This window comes from Mucilaginibacter ginsenosidivorans (assembly GCF_007971025.1).
In the GTDB taxonomy this organism is placed as follows: Bacteria; Bacteroidota; Bacteroidia; order Sphingobacteriales; family Sphingobacteriaceae; genus Mucilaginibacter; species Mucilaginibacter ginsenosidivorans.
Genome location: NZ_CP042436.1, coordinates 252,501 through 274,815 on the forward strand (window position 1 = coordinate 252,501; position 22,315 = coordinate 274,815).

Genomic DNA, 22,315 nt, shown 5'->3' on the forward strand with positions numbered 1-22,315 from the left:
TTGGGATATGTATCGGCTAATAAGGCATTTGTGTGGATGAATTAACCATGAATGGTCTCGCTTTTGCCGTAATTTTGGATCACCTGAGCCTCGTAATCAAGGAATTCCTTCCATCGCTTATCCACGTCGATGCCGTTGGCATATTTTTTTGCCAGGCGAATGAAAGTCGTGTAGTGTGTGGCTTCGCTTATCATCAGTTCGTGGTAAAATTCCGATAGCCGCGCATCACCGATATGCTCCGACATCACCTTGAAGCGCTCACAGCTCCGTGCCTCTATCATGGCCGAAAGTAACAGCCGGTCTATCAACTGCGCATTGCGGCTGCCGCCTGAGGATAAAAATTTCCGCAATTCGTTCACATAATCATCCTTACGCTCACGCCCCAGGATATACCCGCGTTCCAGTATAATATCATGAACACGTTTAAAGTGATCCATCTCCTCCTGCACCAAAGCGGCCATTTCCTGCACCAGGTCGGAAAGATTTGGATTTTGTACGATAAGCGTGATGGCGTTGCTGGCTGCCTTTTGCTCGCAGAAGGCGTGGTCTGTCAGTATTTCTTCGATGTTACTCTCTACTACGTTCTTTACCCATAGCGGGTCGGTAGGCAACTGAAGTTTCAGGATGGTTCTTTCGCTCACGCGGCAAAAATACCTTTTGTTAGCTAAAAGCGAAAAGACCAAAGCTGAAAGCTATGATGTATGGAGAAGAATATTTGATTTTAAGCGTTAAAAAAAGCTTTAGTCTTTCGGCTTTTAGCTTTACGCTCTTTAGCCCCAAAGGTCTATCTCATTTTCCAGTTCGCCGTGCGGAACGAACTGGCTGGCGCCTTCCTGGTTTGCCTGCTCTATCTTCGCCATTAGCAATACCTTATCAATAAGCTCAACCACGTCGATCTTTTCCGGCATGTTATTTACAAAGTGTTCTAATTTTTCTTTCGAAAGCTGCATAAGTCCGTCAATTTTTGAGAATATGGTTTTACGTTATTTGACGGAGGAAAGTTATAACAGTTACAGCAAATTATCCGTTTGCATAAAGATTTTTACTTTCAATAAACTCAAGCACCTGATCGGGCACAAAGTATTGCACATTTTTCTTTTCAGCCAGCGATTTACGAATGAATGAGGCCGAGAGCTCCATCAGCGGTGTCATGGTAATGGTAACCGAGGGATGTGATGCAAACTCCGCATTTTCGTAACCGGGGCGAGGGTATACATATATCTTGTAATCGCGCAATATCAGCTTATAGTTTTTCCATTTATGCAGCGTACCCAGGTTGTCGGAGCCCATGATGATAGCAAACTCATGCTCCGGGTGCTTTTCCTTTAAGTGGGCAAGCGTATCAATAGTGTATGATGGCTGCGGCAGGCGCAGTTCCACATCGCTTACTTTGATGTTTTTCGAATTGTCGGTAGCCAGTTTGGCCATCTCGAGCCGGTCATAGGTATTGATAAGGTCACCGTATTTTTTTAACGGGTTTTGGGGCGACACCACCAGCCATACCTTATCAAGGTCGGTGTGGTTGGCCATGTAATTGGCGATGATGAGGTGGCCGATGTGGATGGGGTTGAATGACCCGAAGAGTAAACCTATCTTCATTTTCACTCTGTGGTTAATAGTTCAAGTAAATATTTGTAAGCCCTATAGAACCCCTTTCATGATTCATAAGGACATGAACCACCAACTATGGACCTGATCAATTTTTGAGAAAATTCCGCACTAATTCTTCTGCCTCAACACATGCCGTTTGAAGATCGTGATTTTTTAGGATAATATCAAATTGCGGCGCATAATTCAATTCTTTTTCTGCTTTTTCAAACCGCTCCTTTAATTTTTCGTGGCTATCTGTACCGCGCGATGCCAAACGCTGCTTCAAAACCTCCAGCGATGGCGGCTGCACAAAGATGGCCAGCGCTAACCCATCATATTTGCGCTTCAGGTGAAGACCACCTTCTACGTCAATATCAAAGATCACCGTTTTGCCGTCGGCCCATATCCGCTCTATCTCGGTGCGCAGCGTGCCATAAAATGTACCGCTGTATACTTCTTCAAACTCGACAAAATGTTTTTTTGCTATTTTATGAAGAAACTCAACCTTACTGATAAAATAATAGTCCTCCCCATTTTTTTCATCACCCCTGGGCTTGCGCGTAGTGGCCGAAATGGAGAATTCCAATTCGGGTATTTTTGTAAGCAGGTGCTGCACGATGGTAGTCTTTCCTGCTCCCGACGGCGCCGAAAATATGATGAGTTTTCCTTCTTTGGTCATTGGGTCATTGGTCATTGGGTCATCGGTCATTGGAGCATTTTTTTCTAATCCCTAATGACTAATGCCAAGCGCCTATAAAACATTCAGTAATTGTTCCTTAATCTTTTCCAGCTCTTCTTTCATGCCTACAACCAGTTTCTGGATATTGGCATCATTTGCTTTGGAGCCCAGGGTGTTTATCTCGCGACCGATCTCCTGCGATATAAAGCCAAGCTTTTTACCGTTGGCATCGGCGCTTTTCAGCGTTTCGATAAAATAATCGCAGTGGCTTTTCAGGCGTATCTTTTCCTCAGTGATATCAAGCTTATCTATATAGTAGATCAGTTCCTGCTCAAAGCGGTTCTGATCAATGGCTTCGCGTCCCACGGCCTCGCTTAAAAACTGGTTCAGTCTTTCCCTTATCACCGGTACACGTTTCGGCTCCTCAACTTCCACCAGCTCCAGGTTTTTCAGGATGATGCCGATACGCATCTTTACATCCTGTTCCAGCACATTGCCCTCATCGGCCCTGAACTGCTGGAAAGCAGCCAATGCCTGCTGAAAGGTCTTTTCAACTACTTTCCATTCATCTTCCGATATGGTTTCCTCTTCATATTTCACAACCTCGGGCAAACCCAAAGCCAGTTGCAGCAGGTTGTTCACGGGTTCATTCAGATCTGTACTAACCGATTTCAGCTGTTCGTAATAATGTTTAAGCAGCGCCTTGTCGATACCTGCGGCCTTAACGGTGGCGTCGGATTGTTCTACATTGATCGAAAGGTTTACTTTACCGCGTTCTATCTGCTTATTGCATTCGTTACGCAACTGGAACTCTTTTTCCGAAAAAGATTTGGGGATACGTAACCCCAATTCAAGGAATTTACTGTTCAGGGATTTGATCTCAACGGTGTATTTGGTGTTACCCGAATCAAAAACGGCAATACCGTACCCTGTCATGGATTTTAACATGCGCAAAGATAGTGTTTTTAGTGATTTGTGACCGGTGATTAGCGATTAGTTGTTTGACGCCACTATTTCCTAACCACCGGTCAACGAGTTAACTAATCACAAATTAACTGATCACTAACCACCAACTTTAACATCTTTTCACAATTCAAACGCCTGATATTCGTTAGTTTTACAAATTAATATGCTTTTGCGCTTAAAAATAATTTTTGTTTTAACCGGTTTATTCGGGCTGTGGAACATTTCGCTGGCACAGCAAACCATTACTATTAGAGGCGTTATTTTCCGGAAAAGCTCCACCGAAAGAGTATCGCAGGTGCTGATAAACGACCTGAATAACAAAAACATCATGATGAGTGACGACCTGGGTATGTTCAGTATCAACACAGCTATTTACGATACCTTATTGATAACAAAAAAAGGATTTACGCCAATAAAAATTACGGTACAAAGCAAGGATGATCTTTCGCTATACCTGCAGCCGGTGGTGGAACTGAACCAGGTAACCATTAAAGGCGAAACCAAAAAGGAGGAACTGAACGATGTAATGAAGCAATACCGCAGCCAGGGTATTTTTTACGATGGTAAATCGTTACCGGTGCTGGCATTTCTGAATTCACCGCTTACCGGGTTTTATAATTTGTTCGGGAAGAAACCCAGGGAGGCCCGTCATTTTGCTGCCTATGCCAAAACCGAGCTGGAGAATAATGAAATAGACCGGCGCTACACCAAAAGCCTGGTTCAAAGCGTAACCAAACTGCCAGATGATGAAGTGACAAAATTCATGCAGGTTTACACGCCATCCTACCAGGATATTATGCAGTGGAACGACTACCAACTGATCACCTACATCAAGAAAAACTTCGCCTTTTATAAAAAACACAAGGATCAGCCGTCGCAGCAACTGCAGAAGTTGAATTGAGGAGAGCCTGAACTAAATAGACAACGCTTCGCAGGCTTTTTCCGCGGCCAGTTTTTCCGCATTCTTTTTGTTGAACTCCTTGCCCGATCCCATGATCTCGCCTTCGATGATGGCCTGTACGGTAAACAGCTTGTTGCTTTCGCCTTCCTGGTTGCCTATCAGCTCAAAGGTAATATCCTTGCCGTGGCGCTGGCACCACTCTATCAGTTTGCTTTTGAAATTGGTTTCGGTCTGTTCAAGCTTATGGATATCGATATGCGACTTAATGATGTGATTGACCAGGAAATTACGGGTAAAGTCGTATCCCTTATCAAGATAAATTGCCCCTACGAGCGCCTCGAAAGCATCGCCCAGCAATGAACTTTGCCGGGTAGAGTTCACCATTTTGGTATCGTACTGTATCAATTGTTCAAACCCTAGCTTACGTGCAAGCTGGTTAAGGTTCACCCGGTTCACGATCTTGGAGCGTAATTCGGTAAGGAAACCCTCATCCTCGTAAGGGTATTGCTTGAAAAGCACCTCGGCAACAACGCTGCCTAAGACAGCATCGCCCAAAAACTCAAGGCGTTCGTTGCTGTTCTTAACACCTTTTTTGATATTCTGCGCCACAGATTTGTGCCTGAATGCCAGCCGGTATAAAGATAAATTGCCCGGCACGAAGCCGAGCAAATTCTTTAGAGATTTTACGTATTTTCTATTGGGCGATAAGTAGAGCTTATAGAACCGTCTGATTGGCATTCAACTCAATTAATCTTCGTACTTCCTGAATATCACTGAAGCGTTATGACCGCCAAAACCAAAACCATTGCTTTGGGCAACCTTAACTATTCTTTTCTGTGCTTTGTTGAACGTGAAGTTAATTTTCGGATCAAAAGCCGGGTCATCCGTAAAGTGGTTGATCGTCGGTGGGATAATATCATTTTTGATGGCCAAAATTGCAGCAATGGCTTCAACTGCGCCTGCCGCACCCAGTAAGTGTCCGGTCATCGATTTGGTCGAGCTGATGTTTATACGATAAACATCTTCGCCAAATGTATCCTGTATGGCTTTAACTTCCTGCGGGTCGCCAATAGGGGTCGACGTTCCGTGAACGTTCACATAATCAATATCTGCCGGTGTAAGGCCTGCATCTTCCAATGCTGCTTTCATTACCAGCGCTGCACCCAGGCCTTCGGGGTGAGGGGCAGTCATATGATAAGCATCGGCACTCATGCCGCCGCCAATCATTTCTGCGTATATTTTAGCGCCGCGCGCTTTCGCGTGCTCCAGCTCTTCCAGTATAATAGTTCCGGCGCCCTCACCGGCAACAAAGCCGTCACGGTCAAGATCGAACGGCCGCGATGCCGTCGCCGGGTCATCGTTACGTGTCGATAGGGCATGCATGGCGTTAAAACCACCTATGCCGGCCTCGTTGATGATAGCCTCGGACCCGCCGGTAATAAACATATTGGCCTTGCCCAAACGTATATAGTTGAACGAGTCGATAAGCGAATTATTAGATGACGCACAGGCCGAAACCGTAGTAAAGTTAGGGCCGCGCAAACCATATTTAATAGATATATGGCCCGGCGCAATATCCGCTATCATTTTAGGGATAAAGAATGGATTGAAACGCGGTGTGCCGTCACCCTTGGCAAAGGCAACCACTTCATCCAAAAAGGTTTTGAGGCCGCCAATGCCCGAACCCCATATAACACCGATACGGTTGGTGTCAAGCTTGTCAAATTCAAGCCCGGCGTCTTTTACGGCTTCCTCGGTCGAAAATAAAGCGTATTGAACAAAAGGGTCAAGTTTCCGGGCGTCTTTCCGGCCCAAAAAACCATCAGCATCAAAATTCTTTACCTCGCAGGCAAATTTGGTTTTGAAAAGGGTAGTATCAAAACTCTTAATCAAGGCGGCGCCACTCACTCCATTGACCAAACCATCCCAGTATTCGGGAATGCTGTTTCCAATAGGAGTAAGTGCCCCAAGCCCGGTTACAACAACTCTTTTAAACTCCATTTAGCAAATTTAGGGAGCTTATTTAACGTTCTTTTCAAGGTAAGCGATAGCCTGACCTACAGTACCTATAGTTTCAGCCTGATCGTCAGGAATAGCCACGTTAAATTCTTTTTCAAACTCCATGATTAGTTCTACGGTGTCCAACGAGTCTGCACCAAGATCGTTGGTGAAGCTAGCCTCAGGTGTTACTTCACTTTCGTCAACACCTAATTTTTCTACGATAATAGCTTTTACTCTTGAAGCGATATCAGACATACTTTTGATGGTTTAATGATTAATAAAAATTCTGTGCAAAGAAAGATAAATTCTATCAAATATCAAATCTAAAAACTTTTGCAATACAACTAACAATATTTTATTGCAAGGGTTTCGATTCGTACTTTTGACGGCGTAAAATTAGTGATTTTGAACAGGAAAACGTTAAAGTTTGAGATCGACCTTGATTTCGTGCTGATAGCTATCACAACGTCACTGAGAGACTACCGTATCTGCCATTACATCAATAAACGCTTAAATTTTGACTTTACCAGGAGCTCCGACCTGGAACTGGATATTATACAAGGTGCAGGGCCGGTGTTTTTTTCGCTATATCAGTATCATTGGGAAGCCAGCGAAACCGACTTTTATTTTATCGCCAACAAAGGTTCGGAAGGCTACCTGGTGCCCGAAATGCGTAAGGCCGATTACTTTATTATGATAAGAAATTATATAGCCGATGACGAGCTGGACAAAATAATTACCGGCCTTAACCGGATACAGGAAATAGTGGCCGCCGTAAAGATTGACCCAAAAAAGATTAAATCACGGGAAAATCTTTTATTTTAGCGCCGAATTTTAGAAGTGTATCCATAACACTAAATTTTTAAGTAGAGCCTGTTTTAACCCTAATATATTATGAAATTATCTTACAACCGTACCAAAATTGTAGCCACAATGGGACCGGCATCGACCAATAAGGACGTTTTATTGTCCATGATCAATGCAGGCGTAAATGTGTGCCGGCTCAATTTTTCGCACGGCCGACCAGAGGACCATCAGAAAACTATAGATACTATTCGCGAAATAAACGAGCAGTACAAAGTAAACGTGGGCATACTGGCCGACCTGCAAGGGCCCAAGATCCGTATCGGTTTGGTAAAGGATGGCGGCATACACCTTGTAAACGGCACACATATTAATATTACCACGCACGAGTGCATTGGCGATGATAACCGCATATATATTACTTATGAAACCTTTCCGCAGGACGTAAGAGCCGACGAGATCATATTACTGGACGATGGCAAGATACAGATGCGCGTAATATCTACCAACAGGAAGGACACCGTGGTGTGCGAAGTGGTACACGGCGGGATACTAACCTCGCGCAAGGGCGTTAACCTGCCGAATACCAAGGTATCCATCCCAAGTTTGACAGAGGAGGACCTGGTAAACCTTGAGTTTGCTTTACAGAATGATGTGGAATGGATAGGCCTGTCGTTTGTGCGTAATGCCGAAGACATAGTCGATCTGAAGCGCATCATAGCCCGGAACAATAAATCGGCGCGCGTTATTGCCAAAATAGAGAAGCCCGAAGCGATAGAAAACATCGACGCCATTATTGCTGCTACAGACGGCGTAATGGTTGCCCGCGGCGACCTGGGCGTTGAAATGCCTTTGGAAGAAGTGCCTTTACTGCAAAAGATGATCGTACGTAAATGCCGCGCATCGTCAAAACCGGTTATTGTGGCAACACAAATGCTCGAATCCATGATAACCACCCCGCGCCCAACCCGCGCCGAAGTGAACGACGTGGCAAACTCTGTATTGGATGGCGCCGACGCAGTGATGCTTAGCGGCGAAACATCAGTTGGCGAATTCCCGGTGATCGTTATCGAGACCATGGCCAAGATCGTGAAGAACGTTGAAGAATTGGGCTATCCCTTTAATACGACTATTGAGCACATCGATTCGTCGCCGGCAAATTACCTGAGCGACGCCCTTTGCGGGTCGGCTGTTTACCTGGCCGAACATACCAATGCGGTGGGCATTATCTCCATGACAGTATCGGGCTATACAGCTTTCGAAATATCGAGCCACAGGCCAAAAGCCGCTACTTATATATTTACATCGAATAAAAACCTGCTAAATGCACTAAGCCTGGTTTGGGGCGTGCGCGCTTTCTATTACGACAAACTGGAGAGCACCGATCAGAGCATAAGCGATGTGAACGAAATATTGAAAGCCGAGAACCTGATAGAAGTAGGCGACGTGGTGATCAACACCGCTTCGGTGCCTATTACTAAACAGGGAAAAACCAATATGCTGAAGGTGAGCGTGGTAGAGTAATTGTTGTAAGGTTTGAATGTTGTAAAGTAGAAAGGTTAACCTTTTACTTTTAAGATATGATTCCGGTTTTGGCCGGGGTTTTCTATTTCACAAAAGATATTAAAAACCACCTGTTCAAGTGTGTACTTGAACAGGCGCGGTTCGACATAGAGCTCAAGACTCCCGACTTAAGACTTAATAAATTCTTGCTTTACAAGCTTTCTTTACCAGCTTGCTCTTTCTTGTAAAATAATAATCCCAGTAGATCCTTACCATCTTCATTTCTTTAAATTTTGGTTACCCCTATGAGCCGATAACGATGCAAAGGTTTAATTATTTTATTACAATTGATGCAAAAGATTTAACCTTTTTGCCTTTTAAATGTTGTTTTAAGAGGTATTTCCCAAATACCCGAAAAACATAGCAAATTTAAGTGAAAATCAATTGATTTTTTTTCAAATTTTAGTTTTCCACAGATACAATATACTGTAAAACAACAATTTATAGCAAACAAGTAATAATAATGCGCTTCGACTCCACACGGTGTGGAAAAAACTGAATTGAATCGGGTTATTACGAACAATAAATTTGATTAAAAACCCCTAAGGATTTTTTAACACTATAATAACTTAGTAGATACATAGATATGGGCAAGAACTCCTCAAAAAAAGCAGCCGCCCCCGGCGGAAAAGGGCTGAAAGTACAAAGGTACTTTAGCAAAGACGGAAAGAACGTTTACGACCTCTTTAAATATGAGAAACGTTCGTCAGTAATACGGAACCCCTCGGGCGATGCCGTGTTTGAAATGAATGATGTTGAGGTACCTGCTTCCTGGTCGCAGGTTGCTACGGATATTCTGGCCCAAAAATATTTCCGTAAAGCAGGTGTTCCGCAGCCCGATGGCACTACAGGTTCCGAAAAAAGCATTAAACAGGTTGCCCACCGTATGGCCAATTGCTGGAAGGACTGGGGCATGCGTTATGGTTATTTTGCATCGACTAAGGATGCTGAAATATTCTATGACGAGATCGTTTATACCATCGTGGGCCAGTTGGCAGCGCCAAACTCGCCGCAATGGTTCAACACCGGTCTGCATACCTCGTACGGCATCACCGGTAAGCCCCAGGGGCATTATTATGTCGACCCTGTTACCGAGGTGCTAAGCAAATCGACATCGGCTTACGAGCGCCCGCAGCCGCATGCATGCTTCATCCTGTCGGTTGAGGACGACCTGGTGAACGATGGCGGTATCATGGATCTATGGGTACGCGAGGCACGTATATTTAAATATGGCTCGGGTGTAGGTACCAACTTTTCCAAAATACGCGGCGAGAACGAAAAATTATCAGGCGGCGGTTATTCATCGGGCCTGATGTCGTTCCTGAAAATAGGTGACCGTGCTGCCGGCGCCATCAAATCGGGCGGTACAACCCGTCGGGCCGCCAAAATGGTTTGCCTTGACCTGGATCACCCCGAAATTGAAGGCTTTGTAAACTGGAAAGTTGAAGAAGAGAAAAAAGTAGCCGCTTTAATAGCCGCAGGTTATTCGTCAGATTACGAAGGCGAAGCTTACCGTACGGTATCGGGCCAAAACTCGAACAACTCAGTCCGTATCCCTAATGAATTCTTTCACGCACTAAATGCCGGTAAAGACTGGGAGCTGAAAGGCCGCATGAACGGCAAGACCGTTAAAACCATATCTTCTCAAAAACTATGGGACGATATCGCTTTCGCTGCATGGGCATGTGCCGATCCGGGCGTACAGTATGACAGTACTATTAACGAATGGCACACTTGCCCTGAAGGCGGACGCATCAACGCTTCCAACCCTTGTTCGGAATACATGTTCCTGGATAACACAGCATGTAACCTGGCATCTATAAACCTTGCCCATTTCTTCGATAAAGACACACGCACTTTTGACGTTAAAGGTTTTGAGCACGCCTGCCGTGTGTGGACCATCGTACTGGAAATATCGGTGTTGATGGCTCAGTTCCCGTCAAAAGAAGTTGCAGAACTATCGTACGACTACCGTACCCTTGGTTTAGGCTATGCCAACTTAGGCTCGGCCCTGATGGTTAACGGTATTCCTTACGACAGCGATAAGGCCCGCGCTATCGGCGGCGCTATAACCGCTATCATGACCGGTACCGCTTACGCTACCTCGGCTGAGATGGCCCGCGAATTAGGTCCGTTCCGCCGTTTTGAAGAAAACAGGAAACACATGCTGCGTGTAATGCGCAACCACCGCTACGCGGCATATAACTCGACCGAGAATTACGAGGGCCTGGAAATACTGCCTCCGGGTATCGACCAGAAATATTGCCCCGACTACCTGCTTTCTGCAGCATGCAACGCATGGGACAGGGCAGTTGAAATGGGCGAGCAATATGGCTACCGCAACGCCCAAACTACGGTTATTGCTCCTACCGGCACTATCGGTTTGGTAATGGATTGCGATACTACCGGTATCGAGCCTGATTTTGCTTTGGTTAAATTCAAAAAATTATCAGGCGGTGGCTACTTCAAGATCATTAACCAGGCAGTTCCTGAAGCTTTGACCAATTTGGGTTACAAAGAGCACGAAGTTACCGCCATTGTTAACTACGCAAAAGGTTCCGCAAGCTTAAAAGGCGCTCCGCATATCAACCCCGATAGCCTGAAGTCAAAAGGCTTGACAGATGCCGACCTGGAAAAGCTGGAAAAAGCCGTTGTAGCTGCATTCGAGATCGGGTTTGCGTTCAACATCTGGACACTGGGCGAAGATGTACTGAAACGGCTTGGCTTTACGGCAGAACAATACAATGCGCCTGATTTTAACCTGCTTCGGGGTTTAGGCTTTACCAAAAAGCAGATAGCCGAGGCTAATGAATATATCTGCGGTACCATGACCATCGAGGGCGCACCTTATTTAAAACAGGAGCACTACCCGATATTTGATTGCGCCAACAAGTGCGGCGCTAAGGGCGAACGTTATATCCATGCTCACGGCCACATCAAAATGATGGGTGCGGCACAGCCATTCCTGTCAGGTGCTATTTCCAAAACCATCAACCTGCCAAACGAGGCAAAGGTTGAAGAGATAAAAGATTGCTACGACCTGTCATGGAGATTAGGTTTGAAAGCCAACGCGCTTTACCGCGACGGTTGTAAACTTTCCCAGCCGTTGTCAACCAAGTCTGACAAGAAGGAGGAAGCTGAAGATAAACTGGATTCGGTTGAAGAAGTATTGGGCGAGGCAGCAAATGTTAAACTGAGCGACCTTACGCCGGACCAGGTGCTGGAAGCTGCTATAGCTATCATGGAGAAATCGAAAGATACGCACTTCATGCGCCAGCTTTCACGCGTGGTACAAAAGAAGAACCTGCCATATAAACGCCGCGGCTACACGCAAAAAGCAAGCATCGACGGGCAAACCGTGTTTGTTCGCACAGGCGAATACGAGGATGGAACATTAGGCGAGATCTTTGTGGACATGCATAAGGAAGGCGCAACCTTCCGCTCGCTGATGAACTGCTTCGCGATAGCTGTTTCGGTTGGCTTGCAATACGGGGTACCGCTGGAAGAATACGTAGAGAAATTTACTTTCACCCGCTTTGAACCGGCCGGTATGGTGATAGGGCACGCAAACATTAAGAGTGCAACCTCCATCATCGACTATATCTTCAGAATGCTGGGTTATGAATACCTTGACCGCAGCGACCTGGTACATGTGATCACCGAGCAAAAAGCAGTGACCGGTAACCCGCAGATGGCAGATGAAGATGTGAATACCGACGAAACCAACGTTTATCAGCCGGCTAAAACAGTAGCAGCCGATAGTGGTAGCGGCAGCAAGAAACAGCTGAGTGTCGACCTGAGCATGGGTGTACAAAGCGATGCACCATCGTGCAACGTATGCGGGCATACCACCGTACGCTCGGGTACTTGCTATAAATGCTTAAATTGCGGCAACTCGATGGGATGCAGTTAGGCAATGATACTGGCCTTTAGTTAAATTGACATTTCTGTTCAGTTTTATAATGGTTAATGTGTGCGAAGCTCCGACCTTTTGGGTTGGGGCTTTTTTTATTGCTAACTCTAATGCCATTGTCTCATAATGTTTCATATTTTTAAACTTCATATATTTGTATATGAGCAATTGGAAAGAACGAATTACCACTGATCCCGGGCAATGTGGTGGCAGACCGTGTATAAGAGGAATGAGGATACGTGTGGCTGATATTCTTGACTTGCTTGCGGCAGGCTTAACCCAGGAGCAAGTACTTGAAGAATTACCGGATCTTGAAGCCCTGGACATCGAAGCAGCATTAAAATATGCCAGCAGTAAACTTGACCACGCCATAATTGCTGCATGACCATTTGGATCAATGCCCAAATATCCCCGTTTATCGCTCTGTGGATAAATAGCAATTTCCCAAACCTCAGCGCTCAATCCTTACGTTCTTTGGGCTTAAGAGATGCCAAAGATGATGAGGTATTTCAGGAAGCGCGCAAAGCGAATGTAACTCTTATGAGTAAAGACCAGGATTTTGTCAGGCTGATCGGCCTACACGGAATTCCGCCGAAACTAATATGGATAACATGTGGTAATACTTCAAATGCTGCGTTGTGTGAAATACTATACACAGCGCTTCCAAAGGCGGTCGAAATGCTAAATAGTAATGAAAATGTTGTGGAGATCAGCAATCTTTGAGCGGGCCTTTGTTTTAAAATAAGCCTAAATCACTTTTCGGCTCACCCGAAGCACATTCAAATATATATTTAATAACTTAGTTTGATCTTAAAACTATTGACCATGAAAAAACTATCGATACTATTCGCGCTTGTGGCCACCTTCGTTGCTTCAACAGCGCGGGCGCAAACTACCGAGCAGCTACTTGCCGATTGGCAGCGCGCCAAAACTTATACCAAAGCCTATCTCGACGCTATGACCGAGGACGGTTATGCTTTTAAGCCAACACCCGAGATGCGCAGCTTTGCGGGGCAAATGCTTCACCTGGCCGATGGCAATTACGGCCTTGTTTGTTTCGCCACCGGCAAAACAAACCCGATAGGAAAAAACCTCGAAAAAACAACGCCGTCGCCAACTAAAGCAACCGTAACCCAGGCAGTTATGGATTCATACGATTTTGTCATCGCAACCATACAAGCCATGACCCCGGCCCAGTTGCAGGAAACCATAAAGCAGGGTAATAAGGAAATACCGCGGGTGGTTATGCTTGGCAAGGCCTTTGAACATCAAACCCATACCCGGGGGCAAACCGTGGCTTACCTGCGGCTTAAAGGTGTTACGCCCCCTCAGGAAATGCTATTTTAGAACAACAAAAACTAAACGATACTCAGAGAGAGCAGGCGCCGGGACAGCGCCTGCTTTTTTTATGTTCACCATATATTAAAATATATATTTAATAACTTCGGTGAATAATTACCAGTTAAACCAAAAACAAAATAAATATGAAAAGATTAGTCATGCTGTTTATTATTGTAACGGCAGTTTTTGTCGGTACAACGGTGCGGGCGCAAAGCACCGGGCAAATGCTTGCCGATTGGCAACGCGCCAAAGCCTACACCAAAGCCTACCTTGACGCCATGCCCGAAGACGGTTACAGTTTAAAGCCAACTCCAGAAATGCGCACATTCGCCCAGCAGATGCTGCACCTGGCCGATGGCAGTTATTTCCTGGTTGGTTCGGCTACCGGCAAACCCGGACCGTTGGGAAAGGAGTCGGCAGAAAAGACCGTCGCACAAACTAAGGAAGCCACCACAAAAGCTGTGATGGATAGTTACGACTATGTGATCAGTACCTTGAAGGGAATGACCGAGGCACAATTGCAGGAAATCGCTAAAGTTGCCGGGCAGGATATTCAAAAAGGACAGGCTTTTAACAAGGCGTTTGAACACCAAACACACCACCGCGGGCAAACTACTGTTTACCTCCGTCTAAAAGGCGTAACCCCGCCACAGGAAATGCTATTCTGATTTCAGCGGCACCGCCAAAAACAAAGAAGCCCCGGTAAAAGTTTACCGGGGCTTCTTTGTTTTATTTTCTTATTGATCAGTGACCCATAGGTTCGTCGATATCGCCGATATGTTCCATAAGGCCATCTTTGAATACGTGGCGGGGTTCATCGGTAAAGGGCGATTGTTTTGTAAACAAGCCCAGCAAGAATAATGCAACGCCGAACAGGAACTGAGGTATCCAAACACCTGTGTGATAATAACCGTATATAAAAGGCGACCCCAGCAGGAATGACCCGACGATAACATCGATAAAGCAATGCATCGACACCGGGAATACTTTGATAAATCCTAAGGCATGGCGGCCAAAAATTGCCATGATCAATTGTAGCCACCCCAGGTATAAAGGCAACAAAAGAGATGCGCCGTGGGCATGAGAAAAACCAAACAGCCATGGCGAACCGATCATTAGCAGGGCCAAAGCGTAATTACAAAATCCGTATACTGAAGTAGATACAAAGGCTTTCATTTCAAAAAGTATTTATGGCGCTAAATTAAGATTTTTATTCTGAATGTTGATAATTCAATTTTACAAAGCTGCCGGTTTCTTTGGAACAAGGCGCGAAGCGATAAAAGCAAACAGCCCGAGGATAACACCCGAAGCCGCACCAAACAACGGCCCCATGATGAGCATAGCCAAACGCGGATGGCCGGGAAGCAGGGGATGTTGCTCCGACATTTTAACGATCGCCGGGTGATGTGCGATATAAGAGCTGTAAAAAAGGATATGAAGCCCTGTGATCCAGATACTATTGACAAGGCTTACGCATAAACCATTAAGAAAGTATTTGCTGCTGCACGTTTTGGCAATAACATAGGCGCAAAACGCAAATATCACCAGCCAGAACACAAATTCAATATTTTCGGGAATGAGCGAGATGGTTCCGAACGCCATTATTAAACCAAATGCCGACAATTGAAAAACGATTTTCCAGTTCATGCGAAAGTGGGTTTATTATAAAATTGAAGAAAAAGCTGCAAAAAAACTATCCCGGAGATTAATTATCGGCAGCCTGCTGTTTTTCCCAGGCTTGCTTAGATTCTATTACAACAACACCGTTAAGCGCCTTCGCTCCGTAAAGAATATAGTAAACATTATCTTTTGCCGGGTGCCTGATCACTTTAACACTGTGGATATCATTTGGGTTCAGGTTGGTCATGCCCGGTATTGCTTTCCCATCAAGCACAAATAATACGCTCGGCGATTGAAAATCAAAATTATCCGCAATTACCAGGTTGTACTTCCGCGCAGTGTCGGGGGTCACCTCGCTGGTGCCGGCTGATTGCGGGGCGGCATCATCATTGCTGCTTAAATTATAAGTGACCTTTGAAACCGTATCAAAGGAATTTTTCTCCTTTACCAAATTGAAGCTGATGGGCAGGGTATATCTTACACGTACCGGCTGCCCGTTCTGGTAACCAGGTACCCATTTCGGCGAAAGTTTTAATACACGTATCGCCTCTTCGGCAGAGCCGAACCCAATATCGCGCACCGACTTAATATCGCTTAGCGACCCATCCTTCTCCACCGTCATGGTGATAAACACCTTGCCCTGGATGTTATTTCTCATCATCCAGTTGGGGTACCTTAAGTTGTTCGCTAAAAATTTATAAAACTCGGTCATCCCGCCTTTAAAATGAGGCTGATTTTCAAAAGTGACAAAAACCGGATCGCTTTTAATATCTTCTATCCCACTTGCCTTCAGGTACGATATGTGTTTGCTGTTTGCCTCGGGTGCAGCAGCAGTCTTCACGGTCGTATTTTCCACAAGGTCCGGCGTTTTCAATTCGACAGAAGGCGCTGCGGGCGACATCATTACCTCTTCCGCCCTGGTATTAAATAAACGTACCGTATGATTCTTTATAACAGCCGCGGACGAAAGTATCAGCATCAGCATAAACAGCGGTGCAGACAGGCCATACTTTAACAAAGCCATATATTTCGACCTGCTTTTCTGCAGCATTTCTATGCGTTTTCTTAGCAGGCTATGATTATAAAAAGGGTTTACTAATTGGTGAGCGGGTGTTTTCAGCGTTTGGCTCAATAGCAACAGGGCGTATTCCGATTTGCTTGTACCGTTCCGCAAGGCCTGCCTGTCGGCAATATACTCATGGATATGCTTAATACCGAGCCGGTAAAAATAGACAATCGGGTTGAACCAGTTGATGATAGCGATAGTTTCCACAAGCATGATATCCGCCGAATGCCATTGGCTGGCATGCGCTTTTTCATGCTCCGCGATAACCTCGTTATTTTCAAGGTTGTTTCCCAGGCTTATCCTTTTAAAAAAAGAAAAAGCGCTGTTTGATTCGGGGTGGTTGATGAGTCGTTTTAAGGAGGCCAGCTGGCTTACCAGGCGCAGCGTTAAAATTATAGCACCTGCAGCGTAAATATAAAGCAAAATATGTCCTATCGTCAGGTCGTGCTGCTCGATAGGTTTAAAGCTGTACACCGCTATCGGCTTTGCATAAACAGATATGGTGTGCTGTACTTTTTGTGTTATGAACAACTTGCTTATCCAATCATAGTGAATAAGCGGTATAAAAAATGATAATAGAGCCGAGGTGACCAGGTATGCGCGATTGAGGTTGAAAAATGTCTCGCGGCGAAGCAACAGCACATAAAACCCGTAGAATAACACCAGGTAAAGGTTAACGAGTAATAGGTATTGCCACCAGCTCATAGGTAGTATTACTATTTATCTTTTAGCTGTTCTATCAATTTCATTATCTCATCGGCTTCTGTCAGGTCGATCTTTTCTTTCTTCACAAAAAATGAGAACATGCGTTTAACCGAATTATCGAAATAACCGTTAAGCAATTTGTCGGTCGCGAAGCTTTGGTATGCGTCCTTGCTGATTATGGGGAAATATTCGTGGCTTTTCCCAAACGCGTTATGGTCGACAAACCCTTTTGCCTCCAGTATCCGGACAAAGGTCGAAACGGTATTGTAGGCGGGTTTAGGCTCGGGTAATTCGTCGATAATCTCCTTGACAAAGCCCTTTTTTAACTGCCATAACACCTGCATTATCTGCTCCTCCGCCCGGGTTAATTCTTTGATTTCCATAAATTTGAAAAATTGGTTGGTTTTTGTGAATACCGCTGCACACTGCTGTCCCGGTAATCTAAAGTTAAAAACAAAATTAATAAAAAGCAACTAATCCCTTAGTTTCTTTTGAAGCAAAAAAACCTCCAAAAAAGGAGGCTCTTTTACTATATCAGTAACTTTTAATTTGTCCCTTGCGCTTTAGGCAATTCTTGCCTTGGTATCATTTCAGCACGCTGCGCAGTGTTGTAAACAAAAGTGGCAACAATGGTGGCCGCTTGTTTCAGGTCATCCTCGCTTAGCCGGTCGTAAGTATCCTGGTTACTGTGGTGCGTGCGTGAACCATAATCCATCGGGTCCTGGATAAACTGGAACCCCGGGATACCAACAGCATCAAACGACAGGTGATCGGTACCGCCGGTATTGTTGATGGTAACTGTGCTTGCTCCAAGATCCTTAAAAGGTTCAAACCATTGTTTAAATATGGGCCTTGCTGCCGAATCGCCCTGCAGGTAAATACCACGTATCTTTCCTGTTCCGTTATCAAGGTTATAATAGGCCGATACTTTTGCCTGTTCCGGTTTTAACTGCATGGTTTTAGGATCGCCGAAATGATTCAGCACATAAAATCGCGAACCAAACAGCCCCTGCTCTTCCGAACTCCACAGTACTATCCGTATAGTGCGTTTCGGTTTAAAGCCTACCGCTTTTAATATGCGCATGGCTTCCAGCATTACCGCGCTTCCTGCGGCATTATCCGTTGCGCCTGTTGCCGCGTGCCATGAGTCGAGATGACCGCCTAACATCACCAATTGATCTTTCAATTTTTTATCGGTGCCCGGTATCTCGCCCACCACGTCGTAACCCTGAAGATCGTCGGTGTAGAACTTTGTTTTTATATCAGCTTCCATTTCCACCTTCCCCCCTGCCTTTACCAGTCGCAGAATGCGCAGATAATCTTCGCCGCTGGTTTCCAGTTCGGGCGAAACAGCTTTGGCGGTATCGGCATACGAGGCGCCGTTAGTGGTGAACACGGTGCCATCAGTACCTCTTGCCATACTAAGAACCAGCGCCACGTCTTCGTTTACCAAAAACTCACTTATAGCTGCTCTGAGCGCGCGCAGGCGTGCAAAGGCAGCGAACCGCGGATTGGGACCGGCCGGCCGGCGCGACCCGGCGGGCTGGGCAGTGGCTTTTTCCATCCTGTCAAGCTCTTCGTCGCTTAGCCTGTTAAGATCGGCTTTTGTACCTTCCGGTAGTTTTGTTTTGGTATCGAAGATCACGATCTTCCCCTTTAGCTTGCCTTTGTACTGGTCAAGGTCGGTAATGGTATCAGCTTTTACCAGCACCACATCGCCTTTGACTGCGCCGTTGGTACCAGGCGTCCACGCTTTAGGGATCGCGATGATGGCATGATAATAAGGAACGGTGATGGCTGCATAGTTTTTTTGAACCTCCCAGCCTTTGCCGAATTTACCCCAGGCTTCGCGGTTGGCATTTTGCATACCCCAGGTTTTGAGCTGGTTTACCGCCCAGTCCTGTGCACGTTTTAACCCGGGTGAACCGGCCAACCGGGGCCCGGCAACATCGGTGAGGTAAAACGCGGTCTCCATCACTTTGGAATGATCCATCCCTTCGGTTCGGATCTTTTGGAGCATAGCAGGATCAGCCTCGCTTTGGGCAAATGCCGGGCCTGCTATCACGGCTATAAATAAGCCGGAAAATAGTAATTTTCGTTTCATGGTTTCGATCAGTTAATTGAGTTAAGAATAACAAACCTATTTATTTTGGCTTACATTTTTTTCAATCGCAGATTAACAAATTTGTTACAGGGAGAAAACCTTTTCAGGTATATTTGGAAAAACAAATTGTACTACCTATGCTCAAATCAGCAGTGCCCATTTTAGCTTCGCTCAACGAGGAAGAGACCGTTAAATTTTACACCGAAAAGCTTGGGTTTACCTTCCATTCAAGCTGGGAGGGCTATTTGATATTCAGCAAAGAAAAAGTGCAGTTGCATCTTTGGCCGTGCAAGGATGAGGATATCCCAAAGAATACCGGCTGCTACATCAATGTAACCGATATCGACAGGCTTTATGCCAAATACGAACCACTTGGCATTGTACATCCCAACGGAAAATTAGAGGAAAAGCCCTGGCAGATGAAGCAGTTCAGCATACTCGACAATAACGGTAATATCGTCCATTTTGGCGAGGATATGGATGTGGATTAATTGATGAGCAATTTATACCCACGGCCATGTACGTTGATGATCTCGACGCTTGAATCGTCTTTCAGATACTTCCGTATCTTACTGAGGAAAACGTCCATACTGCGGCCGTTGAAATAGTTATCATCGTGCCAGATGTTCAGCAAGGCCTCCTCGCGGGTAAGCACCTCGTTTTTGCGCAGGCAAAGCAGGCGCAGTAGTTCCGCTTCTTTGGTCGACAGCTTTTGCTGTGTTTCGCCAATGGAGATCATTTGCGTGGTATAGTCGAAATCGTAATGGCCGATCTTAAAATGGGTTTGCTTCTCTTCCTCGCTCTTTTCTGAGTTGTTCACACGTTTCAGTAGGGCATTGATACGGAGCAGTAATTCTTCGATACGGAACGGCTTTGTTATGTAATCGTCGCCGCCGAGGTTAAAGGCCTGGGTTTTGTCTTCGATCATTCCCTTGGCGGTAGCAAATATGATCGGCACTTTCTCGTTTATCCGCCTTATCTCCTTGCCCAAAGTAAAGCCGTCCTTCTTAGGCATCATCACATCCAATATAAGCAGGTCGAAGCTGTTCTTCGTAAATGCCCTCAACCCTTCGTCACCATCCTTGCACAACACCACCTCAAATTTACCTTTCAGTTGCAGGTAGTCCTGTAAAAGCAATCCGAGGTTTGGATCATCCTCAACCAGTAATATTTTCTTCATGCCTTTTCTTTATGTTGTGTGGAATTTTAGTTCGAATTCTGAGCCTTTTTCCCGCTCCGATCTCACGCTGATGGTGCCGTTTAACCGCTTCACTATCGTATTTACATAACTCAACCCAAGCCCGAAGCCTTTCACGTCGTGCAGGTTCCCTGTCGGGATGCGGTAAAATTGTTCAAATATCTTCGCCTGCTGGTCGCGGTTCATGCCAATACCCTTATCGGCTACGCGTATAACAATATTGTTATCCTTGTTGAAAGTGCTTATCGTTATCTCGGGCGTTTCGGGGCTGTATTTTATCGCATTATCTATCAGGTTATACAACACATTCGAAAAATGAAGTTCGTCTGCTTCAATGGTGGCATTCCTGGCGTCGAGATTAAGATTGGCGATAACATGATGCTTTTGCAGCTTCAGCGACATACTGTCTAACACTGTCGTCACCATTTCGTTCACGTCCAGGGGCCGGATGTCAAGCCTGAAATCATTCTTTTCTATACGGGCAATATTCAATACTCTTTCAATATGACTGCCCAGCCGCTGGTTTTCCTCAAAAATAATATTGGCCAGGCGCTCAACCCGTCCTTTATCTTCCACTATCTCCTTGTCCTTTAATGCTTCGCTGGCGATCATGATGGTAGAAACAGGTGTCTTGAATTCGTGGGTCATGTTATTAATGAAATCCATCTTCATTTCCGACACTTTTTTCTGTTTCAGTATAAGGAAAATGGTATAACCGAAGCAGAAGATAAGCACCACCAGCAAACCGCCCGAGGTAGCCATGGATGCGGTCATTTTGGTAAGAATCAGCGAGTTCTTTTCGGGGAACGATATTTTTATTTTTCCCGGATCGTTGATCACCTCCTTGGCAAAGATTGGCACCTGGTAGCTGCCGGCCTCTGTAAACTTCTGTACCCCATCGTTGGTGTAGGAAGTGCTCGAGAACAGCAGCGAGTCGCTGTTGAAAGTGCTCACCATGTAGTTAAATGGCAGAAATATCCCTTTATTATGCAACTCGAAACGCAATAATGAATCGATCCAGAAGGGGTTCAGGCGCTTTACCAGCGGCTCGTCCGATTTCTGGTATTCGGCAGCAAGGTTTTCTATTACATTTACTTTTGGGCCCTGTTTCAAATTCTCCAGCGAGTCGTCCTCGAGCATTTTTTTAACTTCATTAAACTGGCGTTCGCTTTTCTTTCGCTCCTGTTCGCGCTGCCAGAACGGGTTGATCTGCACCACCGGGATGGTTTGCTTGCCAAATTGCGGGTCGATGTAATCCACAAAAACGGTATCGTATTTATGCAGCTTGCCCTGCTTTTTGAAAACCATCTTGCTCGACGCCTGCCTGATGATCTTAGGATCGGTCATACGCTGGTGAACCACCCCGAATTCATCGGTAAACTCTTCGTATTTAACGTGCAGCATTAACTGGCCCGACTGCGCCATATTAAAAAATTCTTCATCCAGCTTATTGCTCTGGATCACCTGCCGCAGGCTGTCGCGTAAGGCATTCAGCCGGCGTTCACGGGCCGACATGGTTTTTTTTGTTCGCTGTGGAATGTAGGTACGCGCGGTTTCTGTGTTTGCCGCCATACGCGCAGGCAATGCATACTGGCTCCGTTGCTTTACTATTAATTCAGCCTTCCGGTTCAAAAAGTTATTAGCGTCCTGCCGGGCCAGTTTAGAAACAACGTTATTAAGGGCATCATTTACCGAGCGATCGAAAAGATCTGACTGCATCTGGTACGATTGCCTGAGGAAATATAATTGCATAGACATCACCCCCAACAGCGCTAACCCCATCAGCCCGACAATCAAACTTATACTCTTTTTCTTCATCCGTTGAACAAAAATATTTTAAATCGGCCCAAACCCACCTCCATTT

Annotated in this window: 24 protein-coding genes; 9 read left to right on the plus strand and 15 right to left on the minus strand. The window is 45.5% G+C overall.

Annotation, left to right across the window (positions count from 1 at the left end):
• Window positions 1–41: 41 nt before the first annotated feature.
• The 5 genes from miaE to FRZ54_RS01155 form a co-directional block, all read right to left on the minus strand.
• The gene (gene miaE / locus FRZ54_RS01135) at window positions 42–641 is read right to left on the minus strand and encodes a tRNA-(ms[2]io[6]A)-hydroxylase (RefSeq protein ID WP_228462595.1); all 600 of its coding nucleotides are present in this window, start codon (window positions 639–641) and stop codon (window positions 42–44) included.
• 129 nt (window positions 642–770) lie between these two features.
• Window positions 771–950 (minus strand): hypothetical protein, encoded by a 180-nt coding sequence (locus FRZ54_RS01140; protein WP_147029821.1) that lies wholly within the window; start codon window positions 948–950, stop codon window positions 771–773.
• Window positions 951–1,020: 70 nt separating this feature from the next.
• Window positions 1,021–1,599, minus strand: coding sequence for a nicotinate (nicotinamide) nucleotide adenylyltransferase (gene nadD, locus FRZ54_RS01145; RefSeq protein ID WP_147029822.1), 579 nt, complete (start codon window positions 1,597–1,599; stop codon window positions 1,021–1,023).
• Between the two features lie 97 nt (window positions 1,600–1,696).
• On the minus strand, window positions 1,697–2,299 hold the full coding sequence (gene gmk, locus FRZ54_RS01150) for a guanylate kinase (protein ID WP_228462596.1): 603 nt from the start codon (window positions 2,297–2,299) through the stop codon (window positions 1,697–1,699).
• Between the two features lie 42 nt (window positions 2,300–2,341).
• Window positions 2,342–3,217, minus strand: coding sequence for a YicC/YloC family endoribonuclease (locus FRZ54_RS01155; protein ID WP_228462597.1), 876 nt, complete (start codon window positions 3,215–3,217; stop codon window positions 2,342–2,344).
• A gap of 181 nt (window positions 3,218–3,398) precedes the next feature.
• Between FRZ54_RS01155 and FRZ54_RS01160 the strand changes: the two genes are divergently transcribed.
• Complete coding sequence (locus FRZ54_RS01160) at window positions 3,399–4,136, plus strand: hypothetical protein (protein WP_147029823.1); 738 nt, start codon at window positions 3,399–3,401, stop codon at window positions 4,134–4,136.
• 12 nt (window positions 4,137–4,148) lie between these two features.
• Here FRZ54_RS01160 and rnc read toward each other — a convergent pair whose 3' ends face one another.
• Genes rnc through FRZ54_RS01175 form a run of 3 tightly spaced genes read right to left on the minus strand, consistent with a single transcriptional unit; the run spans window position 4,149 to window position 6,392 of the window.
• Window positions 4,149–4,874, minus strand: a complete 726-nt coding sequence (gene rnc / locus FRZ54_RS01165) for a ribonuclease III (RefSeq protein WP_147029824.1) — start codon at window positions 4,872–4,874, stop codon at window positions 4,149–4,151.
• Window positions 4,875–4,883: 9 nt separating this feature from the next.
• On the minus strand, window positions 4,884–6,137 hold the full coding sequence (fabF, locus tag FRZ54_RS01170; protein WP_147029825.1) for a beta-ketoacyl-ACP synthase II: 1,254 nt from the start codon (window positions 6,135–6,137) through the stop codon (window positions 4,884–4,886).
• 18 nt (window positions 6,138–6,155) lie between these two features.
• On the minus strand, window positions 6,156–6,392 hold the full coding sequence (locus FRZ54_RS01175) for an acyl carrier protein (protein WP_008508386.1): 237 nt from the start codon (window positions 6,390–6,392) through the stop codon (window positions 6,156–6,158).
• Window positions 6,393–6,536: 144 nt separating this feature from the next.
• Between FRZ54_RS01175 and FRZ54_RS01180 the strand changes: the two genes are divergently transcribed.
• The 7 genes from FRZ54_RS01180 to FRZ54_RS01210 all read left to right on the plus strand — a co-directional run bounded on the left by FRZ54_RS01180 (window position 6,537) and on the right by FRZ54_RS01210 (window position 14,426).
• Window positions 6,537–6,962 (plus strand): IPExxxVDY family protein, encoded by a 426-nt coding sequence (locus FRZ54_RS01180; protein WP_228462598.1) that lies wholly within the window; start codon window positions 6,537–6,539, stop codon window positions 6,960–6,962.
• Between the two features lie 69 nt (window positions 6,963–7,031).
• On the plus strand, window positions 7,032–8,465 hold the full coding sequence (pyk, locus tag FRZ54_RS01185; protein WP_147029827.1) for a pyruvate kinase: 1,434 nt from the start codon (window positions 7,032–7,034) through the stop codon (window positions 8,463–8,465).
• Between the two features lie 625 nt (window positions 8,466–9,090).
• The gene (locus FRZ54_RS01190; RefSeq protein WP_147029828.1) at window positions 9,091–12,417 is read left to right on the plus strand and encodes a vitamin B12-dependent ribonucleotide reductase; all 3,327 of its coding nucleotides are present in this window, start codon (window positions 9,091–9,093) and stop codon (window positions 12,415–12,417) included.
• A 160-nt stretch (window positions 12,418–12,577) separates the two neighbouring features.
• On the plus strand, window positions 12,578–12,802 hold the full coding sequence (locus FRZ54_RS01195) for a DUF433 domain-containing protein (RefSeq protein ID WP_147029829.1): 225 nt from the start codon (window positions 12,578–12,580) through the stop codon (window positions 12,800–12,802).
• The gene (locus tag FRZ54_RS01200) at window positions 12,799–13,140 is read left to right on the plus strand and encodes a DUF5615 family PIN-like protein (protein ID WP_147029830.1); all 342 of its coding nucleotides are present in this window, start codon (window positions 12,799–12,801) and stop codon (window positions 13,138–13,140) included. The genes FRZ54_RS01195 and FRZ54_RS01200 overlap by 4 nt, the downstream gene beginning before the upstream one ends.
• A 102-nt stretch (window positions 13,141–13,242) precedes the next feature.
• Window positions 13,243–13,764, plus strand: a complete 522-nt coding sequence (locus FRZ54_RS01205) for a DinB family protein (protein ID WP_147029831.1) — start codon at window positions 13,243–13,245, stop codon at window positions 13,762–13,764.
• A 137-nt stretch (window positions 13,765–13,901) separates the two neighbouring features.
• Window positions 13,902–14,426 carry a DinB family protein gene (locus FRZ54_RS01210; RefSeq protein WP_147029832.1) on the plus strand — a complete coding sequence of 175 codons (525 nt, stop codon included), beginning with the start codon at window positions 13,902–13,904 and terminating at the stop codon, window positions 14,424–14,426.
• Between the two features lie 76 nt (window positions 14,427–14,502).
• Here the strand turns inward: FRZ54_RS01210 and FRZ54_RS01215 are convergent, their stop codons facing one another.
• The 5 genes from FRZ54_RS01215 to FRZ54_RS01235 all read right to left on the minus strand — a co-directional run bounded on the left by FRZ54_RS01215 (window position 14,503) and on the right by FRZ54_RS01235 (window position 19,253).
• On the minus strand, window positions 14,503–14,934 hold the full coding sequence (locus tag FRZ54_RS01215; protein WP_147029833.1) for an SPW repeat domain-containing protein: 432 nt from the start codon (window positions 14,932–14,934) through the stop codon (window positions 14,503–14,505).
• Between the two features lie 60 nt (window positions 14,935–14,994).
• A complete protein-coding gene (locus tag FRZ54_RS01220) occupies window positions 14,995–15,405 on the minus strand; it encodes a hypothetical protein (RefSeq protein ID WP_147029834.1) in 411 nt (136 codons plus the stop codon).
• A gap of 58 nt (window positions 15,406–15,463) precedes the next feature.
• Window positions 15,464–17,149, minus strand: coding sequence for a M56 family metallopeptidase (locus tag FRZ54_RS01225; RefSeq protein WP_147029835.1), 1,686 nt, complete (start codon window positions 17,147–17,149; stop codon window positions 15,464–15,466).
• A gap of 11 nt (window positions 17,150–17,160) precedes the next feature.
• On the minus strand, window positions 17,161–17,532 hold the full coding sequence (locus FRZ54_RS01230; protein WP_147029836.1) for a BlaI/MecI/CopY family transcriptional regulator: 372 nt from the start codon (window positions 17,530–17,532) through the stop codon (window positions 17,161–17,163).
• Window positions 17,533–17,693: 161 nt separating this feature from the next.
• Complete coding sequence (locus tag FRZ54_RS01235; protein WP_147029837.1) at window positions 17,694–19,253, minus strand: M28 family metallopeptidase; 1,560 nt, start codon at window positions 19,251–19,253, stop codon at window positions 17,694–17,696.
• 137 nt (window positions 19,254–19,390) lie between these two features.
• On the opposite strand from FRZ54_RS01235, the gene FRZ54_RS01240 reads away from it, so the two are divergent.
• Window positions 19,391–19,744, plus strand: a complete 354-nt coding sequence (locus FRZ54_RS01240; protein ID WP_147029838.1) for a bleomycin resistance protein — start codon at window positions 19,391–19,393, stop codon at window positions 19,742–19,744.
• Here the strand turns inward: FRZ54_RS01240 and FRZ54_RS01245 are convergent.
• Both FRZ54_RS01245 and FRZ54_RS01250 read right to left on the minus strand, forming a co-directional pair.
• Entirely contained in the window at window positions 19,741–20,433 is a 693-nt protein-coding gene (locus FRZ54_RS01245; RefSeq protein WP_147029839.1) for a response regulator transcription factor, read from the minus strand. The genes FRZ54_RS01240 and FRZ54_RS01245 overlap by 4 nt on opposite strands.
• 9 nt (window positions 20,434–20,442) lie before the next feature.
• Complete coding sequence (locus FRZ54_RS01250) at window positions 20,443–22,269, minus strand: sensor histidine kinase (RefSeq protein ID WP_147029840.1); 1,827 nt, start codon at window positions 22,267–22,269, stop codon at window positions 20,443–20,445.
• Between the last annotated feature and the right edge of the window lie 46 nt (window positions 22,270–22,315).

What these genes read in the sequence shown, in the direction of transcription:
- rnc (WP_147029824.1), bottom strand. Translation starts at nt 4,874, where the DNA reads ATGCCAATCAGACGGTTCTATAAGCTCTACTTATCGCCCAATAGAAAA.
- FRZ54_RS01225 (WP_147029835.1), bottom strand. Translation starts at nt 17,149, where the DNA reads ATGAGCTGGTGGCAATACCTATTACTCGTTAACCTTTACCTGGTGTTA.
- FRZ54_RS01250 (WP_147029840.1), bottom strand. Translation starts at nt 22,269, where the DNA reads ATGAAGAAAAAGAGTATAAGTTTGATTGTCGGGCTGATGGGGTTAGCG.
- FRZ54_RS01245 (WP_147029839.1), bottom strand. Translation starts at nt 20,433, where the DNA reads ATGAAGAAAATATTACTGGTTGAGGATGATCCAAACCTCGGATTGCTT.
- FRZ54_RS01155 (WP_228462597.1), bottom strand. Translation starts at nt 3,217, where the DNA reads ATGTTAAAATCCATGACAGGGTACGGTATTGCCGTTTTTGATTCGGGT.
- FRZ54_RS01240 (WP_147029838.1), top strand. Translation starts at nt 19,391, where the DNA reads ATGCTCAAATCAGCAGTGCCCATTTTAGCTTCGCTCAACGAGGAAGAG.
- FRZ54_RS01215 (WP_147029833.1), bottom strand. Translation starts at nt 14,934, where the DNA reads ATGAAAGCCTTTGTATCTACTTCAGTATACGGATTTTGTAATTACGCT.
- FRZ54_RS01235 (WP_147029837.1), bottom strand. Translation starts at nt 19,253, where the DNA reads ATGAAACGAAAATTACTATTTTCCGGCTTATTTATAGCCGTGATAGCA.
- FRZ54_RS01190 (WP_147029828.1), top strand. Translation starts at nt 9,091, where the DNA reads ATGGGCAAGAACTCCTCAAAAAAAGCAGCCGCCCCCGGCGGAAAAGGG.
- FRZ54_RS01230 (WP_147029836.1), bottom strand. Translation starts at nt 17,532, where the DNA reads ATGGAAATCAAAGAATTAACCCGGGCGGAGGAGCAGATAATGCAGGTG.
- FRZ54_RS01205 (WP_147029831.1), top strand. Translation starts at nt 13,243, where the DNA reads ATGAAAAAACTATCGATACTATTCGCGCTTGTGGCCACCTTCGTTGCT.
- gmk (WP_228462596.1), bottom strand. Translation starts at nt 2,299, where the DNA reads ATGACCGATGACCCAATGACCAATGACCCAATGACCAAAGAAGGAAAA.
- FRZ54_RS01200 (WP_147029830.1), top strand. Translation starts at nt 12,799, where the DNA reads ATGACCATTTGGATCAATGCCCAAATATCCCCGTTTATCGCTCTGTGG.
- FRZ54_RS01160 (WP_147029823.1), top strand. Translation starts at nt 3,399, where the DNA reads ATGCTTTTGCGCTTAAAAATAATTTTTGTTTTAACCGGTTTATTCGGG.
- FRZ54_RS01140 (WP_147029821.1), bottom strand. Translation starts at nt 950, where the DNA reads ATGCAGCTTTCGAAAGAAAAATTAGAACACTTTGTAAATAACATGCCG.
- nadD (WP_147029822.1), bottom strand. Translation starts at nt 1,599, where the DNA reads ATGAAGATAGGTTTACTCTTCGGGTCATTCAACCCCATCCACATCGGC.
- FRZ54_RS01195 (WP_147029829.1), top strand. Translation starts at nt 12,578, where the DNA reads ATGAGCAATTGGAAAGAACGAATTACCACTGATCCCGGGCAATGTGGT.
- FRZ54_RS01210 (WP_147029832.1), top strand. Translation starts at nt 13,902, where the DNA reads ATGAAAAGATTAGTCATGCTGTTTATTATTGTAACGGCAGTTTTTGTC.
- pyk (WP_147029827.1), top strand. Translation starts at nt 7,032, where the DNA reads ATGAAATTATCTTACAACCGTACCAAAATTGTAGCCACAATGGGACCG.
- fabF (WP_147029825.1), bottom strand. Translation starts at nt 6,137, where the DNA reads ATGGAGTTTAAAAGAGTTGTTGTAACCGGGCTTGGGGCACTTACTCCT.
- FRZ54_RS01220 (WP_147029834.1), bottom strand. Translation starts at nt 15,405, where the DNA reads ATGAACTGGAAAATCGTTTTTCAATTGTCGGCATTTGGTTTAATAATG.
- FRZ54_RS01175 (WP_008508386.1), bottom strand. Translation starts at nt 6,392, where the DNA reads ATGTCTGATATCGCTTCAAGAGTAAAAGCTATTATCGTAGAAAAATTA.